The organism is Janthinobacterium sp. BJB301 (assembly GCF_002735685.1).
Classification (GTDB): Bacteria; Pseudomonadota; Gammaproteobacteria; order Burkholderiales; family Burkholderiaceae_D; genus Janthinobacterium; species Janthinobacterium lividum.
The window spans coordinates 851,175-863,668 of the sequence record NZ_PDZJ01000002.1 but is presented as its reverse complement, the minus strand read 5'-3'; the positions used below and the strand labels follow the sequence as shown (position 1 = coordinate 863,668).

Below are 12,494 nucleotides of genomic sequence, written 5' to 3'. Positions count from 1 at the left end.
ATGGCGGCCCCCTGCCGCCATGGACTTTTTGTTGCGTGCCTTTATTTACTGAGCAGACGCATGCCCCGTTCCAGCCCGTCGATCGACAGGGGGAACATGCGGTTGTTCATCAGTTGCCGCATCACGCCGATCGACTGGCGGTACTGCCATAATCCCTCCGATTCGGGATTGAGCCAGATGAATTTCGGGAACGCCTGGGTAAAGCGGGCCAGCCACGTCGATCCCGCTTCCTCGTTGTTGTATTCGACGCTGCCGCCCGGTTGCAGGATTTCATAGGGGCTCATGGTGGCGTCGCCGACGAAAATCAGCTTGGTGTCGGGCGGGTATTTGCGCAGCACGTCCCAGGTGGGAAACCGCTCGGCGTTGCGGCGCCGGTTGTTCTTCCACAGGTAGTCGTAGACGCAGTTATGGAAGTAAAAGAACTCCATATTCTTGAATTCCGTCTTCGCCGCCGAAAACAGTTCCTCGGTGCGCTCGATATGGTCGTCCATGCTGCCGCCAACATCGAGCAGCATCAGCACCTTGATGCGGTTCTTGCGTTCGGGCCGCATCCTGATGTCAAGGTAGCCCGCGTTATTGGCCGTGGCGGCGATGGTGGCGTCCAGCGCCAGTTCATCTTCCGCGCCTTCGCGCGCGAATTTGCGCAGGCGGCGCAAGGCCACCTTGATGTTGCGCGTGCCCAGTTCGCGCTCGCCGTCGTAATCCTTGTAGCTGCGCGCTTCCCACACTTTCACGGCCGTGCGGTTGCCGCCCTTGCCGCCGATGCGGATGCCTTCCGGGTTCGTGCCGCCATTGCCGAATGGCGACGTGCCGCCCGTGCCGATCCATTTGCTGCCGCCTTCGTGGCGCTCCTTCTGTTCCTTCAGCAGCTCGTTCAGGCGGTCCATCAGCTTGTCGTAGCCGAATTTCTCCAGCTGCGCCTTCTGCTCCTCGGACAGCTCGCGCTGCATGCGTTTGAGCAGCCAGTCGAGGGGAATCGCCGCGTTCGTGTCGAAGGCCGCGTTGACGCCCTTGAAGTATTGGGCAAAGGCGCGGTCGAACTTGTCGAAATGGGCTTCATCCTTGACCAGGGTCAGGCGCGCCAGATAGTAAAAATCGTCCATCGAAGCGTCGATGACGTTCTTTTGCAGCGCTTCGAGCAGGGTCAGAAATTCCTTGATCGAGACGGGAATCTTCGCATCCTTGAGCGTGAAGAAGAAGTCGATCAGCATGGCGCTTCCTCTGCCCCGGCGGCTCCCGCGCGTGGCAGTGCGGCGATGGGGCGCTGCGCCAGCTTGTAGCGCAAATGGGCGGCAATCTCGGGCCACTCGCCGCGCGTGATGCTGTACATGACGGTATCGCGCACGGTGCCGTCGCGGCGCAGCGCATGGTGGCGCAGTACGCCGTCCTTTTTCGCGCCCAGACGCTCGATGGCCGCCTGCGAGGCATGGTTGAAATTATCGGTGCGCAGGCCCACCAGCGCGCAGCCGAGCGTGTCGAAGGCATGCGCCAGCAGCAATTTGCAGGTGGTGTTGACGTGGCTGCGCTGGCAGCGCTTGGCATACCAGGTGTAGCCGATTTCCAGGCGACCGATGGCTGGCACCACGTCGTGGTAGCTGGTGGTGCCGAGCACCTCGCCGCTGGCCACATCGATGACGGCAAAGGCGAAGCGCGAAGGGCGCATCTCGATGCCCTTGAAAATGTACTGGTCCACCTGGTCCGGCTCGGGCACGGAGGTGACGCGCAGGTTCCACAGCTCGCCGTCCGTGGCCGCCGCGCGCAGGCCAGGCGCATGGTGCGGCGCCAGCGCTTCGAGGCGGATGCCGTGCAGTTCCAGGGGGACGAAGACCTTGTCCGGGCTGATGTCGTTCACCGGCACTCCTTAGCGGTTGGTGCGCGACATGAACATCAGGCGCTCGAACAGGTGCACATCCTGCTCGTTTTTCAGCAGCGCGCCGTGTAGCGGCGGCACGACTGCCTTGTTGTCCTTGCTGCGCAAGGCTTCGGCCGGGATGTCTTCGGCCAGCAGGAGCTTGAGCCAGTCGAGGAATTCCGACGTCGACGGTTTTTTCTTCAGGCCCGGCACGTCGCGCACTTCATAGAAGGTTTGCAGCGCCTGCGCCAGCAATTCCTGTTTCAGGTGCGGGTAGTGGACGGCGACGATCTGCTCCATCGTGTCCTTGTCCGGGAATTTGATGTAATGGAAGAAGCAGCGGCGCAGGAAGGCATCCGGCAATTCCTTCTCGTTGTTCGAGGTGATGATGACGAGCGGACGGTGGCGCGCCGTGACCATTTCGCGCGTCTCATATACATAGAATTCCATGCGGTCCAGTTCGCGCAGCAGGTCGTTCGGGAATTCGATGTCGGCCTTGTCGATCTCATCGATCAGCAGCACCACCGGCTCGGGCGCCGTGAACGCCTGCCACAGCACGCCCTTGACGATGTAGTTCTGGATGTCGCGCACGCGCTCGTCGCCCAGCTGCGAATCGCGCAGGCGCGAGACGGCGTCGTATTCGTACAGGCCCTGCTGCGCCTTGGTGGTCGATTTGATATGCCATTGCATCAGCGGCATGTTCAGCGCGGCGGCCACTTCCTCGGCCAGCATGGTCTTGCCCGTGCCCGGTTCGCCCTTGATCAGCAGCGGGCGTTGCAGGGTCAGCGCCGCATTCACGGCCAGTTTCAGGTCGGCGGTGGCGACATAGCTGTCGGAACCTTCGAAGCGTTGGCCTTGCTGGGTGTGCTGTGCTTGCATGAGCGGTCTGCCAAAGTGGGGAAATGGTGAGTATAAACAGAACTGTGGCGCACTGCCACGCGGACGGCCTGTGCCTGCCTGCCTACAATGCGGGTTTTATAGGTGGACTTGCAAGAATATCTTGGCTAGAATCGGCAAGCAGCAGATTAATTGTCAACCTTAATTGTCAATACATAAAATCAATAAAAAACCAGCTCTGGCGTTTCTCCGATTACCTTTGTTCACATTGCCACTATGAAAAAAATATTTGCACTTCTCGTGCTTGCCGGCATAGCAAATGCCGTCACAGCGGCTGACATTGTAGGAAACGCCAAGGCAGCCCCTGCCAAGGTGGAAATGTGTATCGGCTGCCACGGCATTCCCGGTTACAAGGCAACCTTTCCTGAAGTATTCCAGGTGCCGATGATCGGCGGCCAACCGGCAAAATATATCGAGAATGCGCTGCAAGCCTACAAGAAGGGCGACCGCAAGCACCCCAGCATGAAGGGCATTGCCAGCAGCCTGTCGGACCAGGATATCGCTGATGTCGCCGCGTATTATGCGCAACAAGCCAAGACGAACTGAGGACCAGCCAGATGAAAAAACTACTCGCCGCCCTCGTTTGCGCCACCGTCTCGTTCGGCGCCAGCGCCGCCGGCAATATCAACACGGGCAAGGCCCTGGCCGAAAAATACAGCTGCGCCACCTGCCACGGCAAGGATTACGGTTCGCCCATCGATCCGTCCTATCCGAAACTGGCGGGCCAGCACAAGGACTACCTGGAACACGCCCTGACGGCGTATAAGCGGGGCGACAAGCCCAATGGCCGCAACAACGCCATCATGACGGGCCAGGTAAAACCGCTGAGCAACCAGGACATCAAGGACCTGGCCGCCTACTTCCACAGCCTGCCGAGCACCCTGGTCACTCACCGCTGAGCGGTATCGCAGGGTCTACTAGTTGTTCTGATACCTGACAAAACCGTAGCGAGCGGCGATGAGTTGTGGCCGAGACGCGGAGCTGTGCGAATGCACAGTGAGCATCGGAGGCCGCAAATCACGACGCGCAGTAGGTTTGGTCAGGCTTTCAAGCCCACCCGGCGCGCAAGTTTATGTAAATTGCTGGCGTCCAGCCCCAGCTGGCGCGCGGCAGCGGCCCAGTTATCCTGATGCAGGACCAGCGCTTGCCGGATGGCCTGGCGCTGGCTCGCTTCCACGATCTGATGCATGGACAGCAGCGGCGCTGCCGGCATGCCGCACGCTACCGGCACAGGCGATTGCACCTCCGTGCCGGCCGGCGCTTCCAGCGCATCGAGGTCGAGCATATCCGTTTCCAGGGTCACGATGTCCTTGCGGTCCGCGCCGCGGATCACGGCTTTCAGCGCGGCCCGGCTGATCACATGTTCCAGTTCGCGCACATTGCCCGGCCAGCGGTAATGGCACAAGGCGTTTTCCGCCGCGGCGGACAGGCGCAGGCTGCGCAAGCCCAGGCGCGCGCGGTTCAGTTCCAGGAAACCACCGGCCAGCAGCAGCACGTCATTGCCCCGCTCGCGCAGCGGCGGAATCGGCACGGGATACACGGATAAACGGTGGTACAGGTCGGCGCGGAACGAACCGTCGCGCACATGCTCGCGCAGGCTGCGGTTGGTGGCGGCAATCACGCGCACGTTGACCCTGCGCGGCCGGTCCGCACCCAGGCGCTGGATTTCGCCATTTTGCAAGGTGCGCAGCAGCTTGGCCTGTATCGACAGCGGCAACTCCCCCACTTCATCGAGAAACAGGGTACCCCCTTCGGCTGCCTCGAAACGCCCTGGCCGGTCGCTGACGGCGCCGGAAAACGCACCGCGCACATGGCCGAACAATTCGCTCTCGGCCAGGGACTCGGGCAAGGCCGCGCAATTGACATGGATCAGGGGCTTGCCGGCGCGGCGCGACAGGCGGTGCAGGCGGTGCGCGCACAGTTCCTTGCCGACGCCCGTTTCCCCCAGCAGCAGCACGGGCAGTTCGGAATCGGCGACCACCTGCAATTCGTGCAGCAAGTGCGTGATGGCGCTGCTCTGGCCGACGAAATCGTGTTCCTCGCGCGGCGCTTGCGCATCGGCCAGCATGGCGCCGCCCGACAGGCGCAGGGCGCGGATTTCCGCCTCCAGGCGCGTGACGCGTACGGCCGCCTCGATGGCGCAGGCCAGCTCGCCCAGGTCGCGCTGCGCCTGCGTATCGAAAGTGCCTACCTGCAGCGCGTCGAGCGTGATCACGCCCCAGCGTTCGCCTTCCAGATCCAGCGCCATGCCCATGCAGTCGTGCACGGGCAGCGGCTCGCCGGCCCGCTCGGCGATCAGGCCATCGTAGGGATCGGGCAGGGAACTGTCGTGATGGAAGCACAGCACGCCGCGCCGCTGCAGGATGGCGGCCAGGCGCGGATGGTCGGCGACGGCGAAGCGGCGTCCCAGCGCGTCGCTGGCCAGGCCGGCCATCGCCACGGGGCGCAAGTGCTCGCCATCGAGCTTGAGCAAGGCCACGGCCTCGCAGCCGAAGTGGGCGCGCAGGCTGCCGACCAGGCGCTGCAGGCGCACGGCCACGGGCAGGTCGGCGACCAGGTCGGTGAGCAGCAGCAGGTGGATGGCAGTGGTGGTCATAAGTACCATGCAGGGTACAACGGACCATGCTTTAAAAGGGTCATACCGACCCTGCAATTTTCAAATCGTTGATTTAAAACAAGTTTTTCCTGGCACGTCGTTTGCCTAGGTAAGGGGGCCGAACCGGCATACAAGACCAAGGAAAGCTTGATGAAAACGACTCCCTCTCTCCGGGCCATTGCCGCCGCCGTCTGCGTACTGGCCATGCCCCTGTCCGTGCAAGCCCAGGCGAGCCTGCCGGCCAGCGCTGCCGCCACTGCGGCCAAACCCGCCGCCGCCACGCTCAAGCGCTATGAACTGCAAACCAATATCGTCGATGGCAAGATGGTGTTCATCGATGCCAAGGGCCAGGTCAATCCCGTGCTGGCGGCCAAGGTGGGCGACACGGTCGAACTCGTGCTGAAAAGCGGCGAAGGCGCCGAGCACGACCTGCTGATCCCGGAACTCAACGTGGCCTCGGCCAAGTTCAGCGCCAATAGCGGCAGCACCACCGTGCGCTTCAAGGTCACGCGCGCCGGCACGTTCACCTATTACTGCTCGATTCCCGGCCACCGCCAGATCGGCATGGAAGGCAAGCTGGAAGTGAGCGGCACCTCGCTGGCTGAAGCCGGGGCACCGAAGGCTGCTGGCGCCGGCAGCGCTGCCAGCGAATCGAGCCAGGCCGCCGCGCTGGCCCTGTACACGCCCGCACCGTCGCCGATGCGCGGTCCCGATCCATCGGCCGTCAGCGTGGCCGCCAATCCGGCCTCCGTGCCGGCCGCCATCGGCGCGCGCGCGCCGCAAACCCTGAAATACCGCATGGAGACGGTGGAACTGCCGGGCAAGCTCGATGACGGCACCAGTTTTACGTACTGGACCTTCAACCGGCAAGTGCCCGGCCCGATGCTGCGTGCGAAGGTGGGCGACACGGTGGAACTGACCCTGTTCAATGCCAAGGACAGCAAGATGATCCACTCGATCGACCTGCACGCAGTGACGGGCGGCCATGGCGGCGGACAGCACACGCAGGTGGCGCCGGGGCAGGAAAAAACGGTCACCTTCAAGGCGCTCAATCCGGGCCTGTACGTGTATCACTGCGCCACGCCCCTGGTGCCGCAGCATATCGCGGCCGGCATGTACGGCATGATCCTGGTCGAACCGGAAGGCGGTCTGTCAAAAGTCGACCGCGAGTATTACGTGATGCAGGGCGAGATGTACACGGGCCGTCCGCACGGCGCGCCCGTGCACCAGGAACCGAACCTGGAAAAAATGGCCAATGAACTGCCCGACTACTACGTCTTCAACGGCGAAGTGGGCGCCTTGAGCAAGACGCACAAATTGCAGGCGAAAGTCGGCGAGACGGTGCGCATCTATTTCGGCGTTGGCGGCCCGAACAAGATTTCATCGTTCCACATCATCGGCGAGATCTTCGACAAGGTGTACAGCGAAGGCTCGATCAGCAGCCCGAAACACGATGTGCAAACCACTCTGGTGGCACCGGGCGGCGCGACCATCGTCGAACTCAAGGTACAGCATCCGGGCAGCTATCTGCTGGTCGACCATGCCTTGTCGCGCGCCGGCAAGGGCGCCGTGGGCGTGCTGGAAGTGACTGGCGAACCCGTGCCCGGCGTCTACCACGCGGGCGCCCGCCAATAAACCCTATTCATCATCAAGGAACTGTTATGGAAATGATCGAGCTATCCCTGGGCCAACTGGCTCGCCGCATCCCTGGCGCCACGCGCCTGTTCGATGCGCACCGCCTGGATTTCTGCTGCGGCGGCAACAAGACCCTGCGCGCAGCGGCCGAAGCGGCCGGCGTGGACACGGCGCCCATCGTCGAGGAACTGCGGCTGCTGGCAGGGCGCGCAGATACCAGCGGCGAGCGTGACTGGCAGGAAGCCTCGGCCACCGAGCTGGTGGAACACATCCTGGCGCGCTACCACGCCGTGCACCGCGAGCAGCTGCCCGAGCTGATACGCCTGGCACGCAAGGTCGAGCAGGTGCATGGCGAGCGCGCCGACTGTCCGCACGGGCTGGCGGAACACCTGTCGGCCATGGCGCAGGAGCTGGAAAGCCATATGCGCAAGGAAGAAGACGTGCTGTTCCCGATGATCGTGCGCGGCCAGGGGCCCCGGGCCGGCGCGCCCATCAACGTGATGCGCATGGAGCACGACGATCATGGCGTGGCCTTGCGCGCCATGGAGGCGATGACGAACGATATCACCGCGCCGGCCGGCGCCTGCACCACCTGGCGCGCGCTGTACACGGGCTTGCGCACCTTCCGTGCAGACCTGATGACGCACATCCACACTGAAAACAATATCCTGTTCGAGCGCTTTGCGCCGGCCGTGGTGCACTGACAAAGGAAAGACCCATGGGTCCCTACAAAAAACTCTGGTTCACCCTGATCGGTGTGCTGATCGTGACGTTTTCGCTGCTCGGCTACTACGGCACGGAAGTCTACCGGCAGGCGCCGCCGATCCCCGCGCAGGTGCTGGCGCAGGATGGCCGGCAACTGTTCGACCGCGAGGGCATCCTCGATGGCCAGACGGCCTGGCAATCCGTCGGCGGCATGCAACTGGGCTCCATCTGGGGCCACGGCGCCTACCAGGCGCCCGACTGGACGGCCGACTGGCTGCATCGCGAACTGACGGCCTGGCTGGAATTGGCCGCGCAAGAGCTGCATGGCAAGGCGTACGCGGCGCTTGACGGCCCCGCGCAGGCGGCGCTGCGCGAGGCGCTCAAGATCGAATACCGCGGCAACCGTACCGATGATGCGCAAGTGCTGCGCCTGTCGCCGCGCCGCGTGCAAGCCATCGCCAACACGGCGCACTATTACGATCAGCTGTTCTCCGACGCGCCGGCGCTGCAAAAAAGCCGCGAGCATTTCGCCATGAAGGAGAACACCCTGCCCAGTGCCGAGCGGCGCGCGCAGATGACGCAGTTCTTCTTCTGGACGGCGTGGGCCGCCGCCACCGAACGTCCTGGCCAGAAAGTGACCTATACGAACAACTGGCCGCATGAACCGCTGATCGGCAACCAGCCCAGCGGCGAAAACCTCGTCTGGTCGGTCGCCAGCGTGGTGGTGCTGCTGGCCGGCGTGGGCTTCCTTGTCTGGGGCTGGGCCTTCTTGCGCGACCACGACGAAGCGCTGCCGGCCGCCGGTCCGCGCGATCCGCTCACCACGTTCGCCCTGACGCCTTCGCAGCGGGGACTGGGAAAATATCTGTTCCTGGTGGTGGCGCTGTTCACCTTCCAGGTCTTCATCGGCGGCTTTACGGCGCATTACACGGTGGAAGGGCAACAGTTCTACGGCGTTGACGTGTCGCGCTGGTTCCCGTATGCGCTCACGCGCACCTGGCACATCCAGGCCGCGCTGTTCTGGATCGCCACGGGCTTCCTGGCTGCGGGCCTGTTCCTCGCGCCCCTGATCAATGGCGGCAAGGATCCCAAGTGGCAGCGTCTGGGCGTCGATGTGCTGTTCTGGGCCCTGGTCGCCGTGGTGGTCGGTTCCTTCATCGGCAACTACCTGGCCATTGCGCAAGTGATGCCGCCCGAGTGGAATTTCTGGCTCGGCCATCAAGGTTATGAATATGTGGACCTGGGACGTTTGTGGCAAATCGGCAAATATATCGGCATCCTGCTGTGGCTGGTGTTGATGCTGCGCGGCGTGGTGCCGGCCCTGCGCAAGCCGGGCGGCGACAAGAACCTGCTTGCGCTCCTGACCGCGTCCGTCGGCGCCATCGGCCTGTTCTATGGCGCCGGCCTGTTCTACGGCGAACGCACGCATCTGTCGGTGATGGAATACTGGCGCTGGTGGGTGGTGCACCTGTGGGTGGAAGGCTTCTTCGAAGTGTTCGCCACGACGGCGCTGGCCTTCATCTTCTCGACCCTGGGCCTGGTGTCGGTGCGCATGGCCACGACGGCCAGCCTGGCATCGGCCTCGCTGTTCATGCTGGGCGGGATACCCGGCACCTTCCACCACCTGTACTTTGCCGGCACCACCACGCCCGTGATGGCCATCGGCGCAAGCTTCAGCGCGCTGGAAGTGGTGCCGCTGATCGTGCTGGGGCATGAAGCGTGGGAAAACTGGCGCCTGAAGGAACGCGCGTCATGGATGGAAAACCTGCGCTGGCCCATGATGTGCTTTGTCGCCGTCGCCTTCTGGAACATGCTGGGCGCGGGCGTGCTGGGCTTCATGATCAATCCGCCCGTGGCCTTGTACTATATCCAGGGCCTGAACACGACCCCCGTGCATGCGCATGCGGCACTGTTCGGCGTGTATGGCTTCCTGGCGCTGGGCTTTACCTTGCTGGTGCTGCGCTATTTGCGGCCCGATTACCGTTTCAGCCCTGCGTTGATGAAGACGGCGTTCTGGGGCTTGAATGCGGGCCTGGTGCTGATGATCTTTACCAGCCTGCTGCCGATTGGCATCATCCAGTTCCACGCCAGCGTGACGGAGGGCCTGTGGTATGCGCGCAGCGAGGAATTCATGCAGCAGCCGCTGTTGCAGAACCTGCGCTGGATACGCACCTTCGGCGACGTGGTATTCATCGTCGGCGCCATCGCCATGGCGCTGCAGGTGGTGCTGGGGTTGCTGGGCAAGGCGAAGGCACCCGCGCTGCCACAGGCGGTACGGCCAGCCTGATCGCTTGCTGCGCCGCCGTGTGTTGTTGATCGATCTCCCGAAGCCGTGCTAGCCACGGCTTTTTTCATATAGGGCCAGGAAGACGAGGCCGGCGACCAGCGGGATATTTTTCGTCAGCGGCCCGAAAGGGTGTATCAGGAATTCCGGCAGGAAGACGGCGATCACCAGTGTATAGCCGGCCACCAGCGCGCACTGCGTCCACCATAGCAACGGCCTGGCATGGAACAGCGAGGCGATGCCCATGGCCAGGTCGGCCAGGCAGGAGGCGGCAAACACGTGTTCCGTATGCAGCGTGATGCCGCTGCGGCGCAGCCATGCGAGCGATTCGGCATGCGGATACAAATACCAGGACACAAACGCCGTCCATAGCCAGATAAAGGCCATGCCGAGGCGCATGGCCCAGTACAGCCCTTGCAGCTTGGCTGGCGTCATGGCGCGGGCTTGGCAACCATCAGCCAGTAGACCAGCATGAGCGCGGAAAATGCGGGCATACCGAGCCAGAACCAGCAGCGCGCATAGAACCAGTACAGGCGCGGCAGCGGTGTGCCCGTGTCGTCAGCCAGGCGGGCCAGGCTGCGCATGCGGATCTGCAGCCATACCACGGGTAGCCAGCAGGCGCCGGCCAGCGCATACAGCAGCATCGAGGCGAGGACCCAGCCGGACAGGATCGGATAGCCGGCCAGGTGCGCCAGGGCCAGTCCGGACAGCGGCTGGATAATGACGGCCGGCGTGGTGAACAGCCAGTCGGCCAGCACGGTCTTTTCGGCCGACAGGCGGATCGCACGCACCTCGCCGTCCCGGTCGTTGATCCACTTGAAGAAAGCGATGCCGATGCCGGTGCCAAACAGGATGGTGGCGCTGAGGATGTGCAGCCATTTGACGAACAGGTACCAGCTCATGCCGGTACCTCGGTCACATCATGGTCTTGCAGCGCGGCCATGTAATTTTCCACCGTGAGCAGGCCCACGCAGGGCATCGCGCCGCGCGGTAGCTGCGTGCCACCGCTGCTGGCGCTGGCCAACCGGTTCGCCAGCGCGATCGACGCGCCGCACGGGATATGCGGGCCGTGGTTTTGCGCCGCCAGCAATTGCCAGGTCAGCGTCAGCGGCAGGTCATCGAGTCCCGTGCCTTGCAGCGTCACGAACATCGCGCCTTTGTCGCTGACCAGCGGTTCCACCCATTGGCTGATGGCGTGCAATGGCCTGACCAACGGCAGCAGGCTGCGCAACAGGCCCAGGCGCACCAGTTGCGCGGCGGCCCAGACGAACAGATGGCCGGGCGCACCGGCAAAACCGGCGTGAAAAGTGACGGTGTCGAGGCCCGGATAGCGTTGCGGGAACAGCGCCAGGTCTGGCACGTCGCAGCTGCCCAGCAAGCGCCGTCCCACGGGCGCGGCAAAGCGGTGGCGCTTCAGGTCGAGCCAGCCGTGCGTGGTCTGCTGGCTGCCGGCAACCAGGCGCTGGAACGGTTTGCCGCAGTACGAGAAGATGCCGGCCATGGTGGCGATGCCCGGCGCGCGGGCGCCGGAGGCGATGCCGTGGCGGATCGATTTGAGCTGGCGAAAGCGCGGCAGGTAGCGGTCCACCACGGCCGAGGACAGCGCTGGCAGCGAGCTGGCGCCGCTGGTGATGAACACGCCGCGCTGGCGCGCCAGGTCGTCGAGGCTGGCGATGCCGGCGACAAAATCGCGGCCGTCGGCCAGGTCGATATAGTTGGCGCCGGCCTTGATCGCCGCACGGGCGACGCGGTAATCCTGGCCCTGGAACGGGCCGGCGGTATGGATCAGTGTATCGACGCCCAGTTCGGTCAGGCGCCGCGCCAGATCAGGTGCATCGGCATCGAGCGCCAGTGCTTGCTGCGGCGGCAAGCCCAATTGCGCCGCCAGTGCCCTGGCCCTGGCGGCGTTGCGCCCGGCCACCAGCAGATGGATATCCTGGTTGCCAGCTAGCGCCTGGCATATGCGCGTGCCGAAAAAACCGTAACCGCCGAGTACGAGAATGGTGTGATGGGCCAAGATATCCTTCAGTGGCTGAGTTTCTTGGCAACATGATACTACCTGATCAGCGGCGGCGCACGCAGTCGATATAGGCTTCAGTATCGGGCGGCAAGCCCGAACGTTGCGAAGCCCAGATCATCTGGCCCAGGCATTCCATCACTTCGTGCTGGGCGGCATGGGCCGAATCGAGGCGCTGGGTGAGTTGCTGGACGGCCGGGCGGATGCCGCGCGGCTGGTCCACCTGCACCTGCTCCGTGATCGACAGATGCATGGACAGGTGCAGGAAGGGATTGGCTTGGCCGCCTTCGACGGAGTAATCGCGCGCCAGCGCCGCCTCGACGTCGGAGAGCTCGTTCTCATACTCGGGGTGTTCCAGGATCCAGTCGAGCGCGATGGCTTCCATCGGCGTGAGGATTTCATGGGCGCGATGCTTGCGCAATGTTTCACAAAAGAAACGGCGCACATCGTCGGAAGAAGGGTTGAACATGGCTGAAGGACTATGGCTAAAGGGCAGCCGTCATTGTAC

At 63.6% G+C, this 12,494-nt stretch carries 13 protein-coding genes; 5 read left to right on the top strand and 8 right to left on the bottom strand.

The window, feature by feature from the left end; translation table 11 throughout:
• Positions 1-41: 41 nt before the first annotated feature.
• From CSQ91_RS17220 to CSQ91_RS17210, 3 genes are read right to left on the bottom strand one after another with little or no spacing between them, the layout of a single operon-like run.
• Positions 42-1,211, bottom strand: a complete 1,170-nt coding sequence (locus CSQ91_RS17220) for a vWA domain-containing protein (RefSeq protein WP_070256030.1) — start codon at positions 1,209-1,211, stop codon at positions 42-44.
• Entirely contained in the window at positions 1,205-1,852 is a 648-nt protein-coding gene (locus tag CSQ91_RS17215; RefSeq protein ID WP_099389049.1) for a GNAT family N-acetyltransferase, read from the bottom strand. The genes CSQ91_RS17220 and CSQ91_RS17215 overlap by 7 nt, the downstream gene beginning before the upstream one ends.
• Before the next feature lie 9 nt (positions 1,853-1,861).
• Entirely contained in the window at positions 1,862-2,731 is an 870-nt protein-coding gene (locus CSQ91_RS17210; protein ID WP_034746522.1) for an AAA family ATPase, read from the bottom strand.
• A gap of 234 nt (positions 2,732-2,965) precedes the next feature.
• On the opposite strand from CSQ91_RS17210, the gene CSQ91_RS17205 reads away from it, so the two are divergent.
• Both CSQ91_RS17205 and CSQ91_RS17200 read left to right on the top strand, forming a co-directional pair.
• Positions 2,966-3,295, top strand: coding sequence for a c-type cytochrome (locus tag CSQ91_RS17205; protein WP_034746524.1), 330 nt, complete (start codon positions 2,966-2,968; stop codon positions 3,293-3,295).
• A gap of 11 nt (positions 3,296-3,306) precedes the next feature.
• The gene (locus CSQ91_RS17200; RefSeq protein WP_034780283.1) at positions 3,307-3,648 is read left to right on the top strand and encodes a c-type cytochrome; all 342 of its coding nucleotides are present in this window, start codon (positions 3,307-3,309) and stop codon (positions 3,646-3,648) included.
• A gap of 140 nt (positions 3,649-3,788) precedes the next feature.
• On the opposite strand, the gene norR is transcribed toward CSQ91_RS17200, so the two are convergent.
• On the bottom strand, positions 3,789-5,345 hold the full coding sequence (norR, locus tag CSQ91_RS17195) for a nitric oxide reductase transcriptional regulator NorR (RefSeq protein WP_034780282.1): 1,557 nt from the start codon (positions 5,343-5,345) through the stop codon (positions 3,789-3,791).
• Positions 5,346-5,495: 150 nt separating this feature from the next.
• Here norR and nirK point away from each other — a divergent pair, with 150 nt between their 5' ends.
• The 3 genes from nirK to CSQ91_RS17180 are packed head-to-tail and all read left to right on the top strand — an operon-like array spanning position 5,496 to position 9,972.
• Entirely contained in the window at positions 5,496-6,980 is a 1,485-nt protein-coding gene (gene nirK / locus CSQ91_RS17190; protein ID WP_070281580.1) for a copper-containing nitrite reductase, read from the top strand.
• Positions 6,981-7,006: 26 nt separating this feature from the next.
• Positions 7,007-7,684: an iron-sulfur cluster repair protein YtfE gene (gene ytfE / locus CSQ91_RS17185; RefSeq protein WP_070256015.1), complete on the top strand. Its 678-nt coding sequence runs from the start codon at positions 7,007-7,009 to the stop codon at positions 7,682-7,684.
• A 14-nt stretch (positions 7,685-7,698) separates the two neighbouring features.
• Positions 7,699-9,972, top strand: a complete 2,274-nt coding sequence (locus CSQ91_RS17180) for a nitric-oxide reductase large subunit (RefSeq protein WP_099389048.1) — start codon at positions 7,699-7,701, stop codon at positions 9,970-9,972.
• A gap of 48 nt (positions 9,973-10,020) precedes the next feature.
• Here CSQ91_RS17180 and CSQ91_RS17175 read toward each other — a convergent pair whose 3' ends face one another.
• From CSQ91_RS17175 to CSQ91_RS17160, 4 genes are read right to left on the bottom strand one after another with little or no spacing between them, the layout of a single operon-like run.
• On the bottom strand, positions 10,021-10,404 hold the full coding sequence (locus CSQ91_RS17175; RefSeq protein WP_052140001.1) for a DoxX-like family protein: 384 nt from the start codon (positions 10,402-10,404) through the stop codon (positions 10,021-10,023).
• Positions 10,401-10,871, bottom strand: a complete 471-nt coding sequence (locus CSQ91_RS17170; protein ID WP_099389047.1) for a DUF2269 family protein — start codon at positions 10,869-10,871, stop codon at positions 10,401-10,403. The genes CSQ91_RS17175 and CSQ91_RS17170 overlap by 4 nt, the downstream gene beginning before the upstream one ends.
• Positions 10,868-11,986, bottom strand: coding sequence for a saccharopine dehydrogenase family protein (locus CSQ91_RS17165; RefSeq protein WP_218963754.1), 1,119 nt, complete (start codon positions 11,984-11,986; stop codon positions 10,868-10,870). Before CSQ91_RS17165 ends, CSQ91_RS17170 begins: the two co-directional genes overlap by 4 nt.
• Positions 11,987-12,032: 46 nt before the next feature.
• Entirely contained in the window at positions 12,033-12,455 is a 423-nt protein-coding gene (locus CSQ91_RS17160; protein ID WP_070281576.1) for a DUF1841 family protein, read from the bottom strand.
• Positions 12,456-12,494 lie beyond the last annotated feature (39 nt).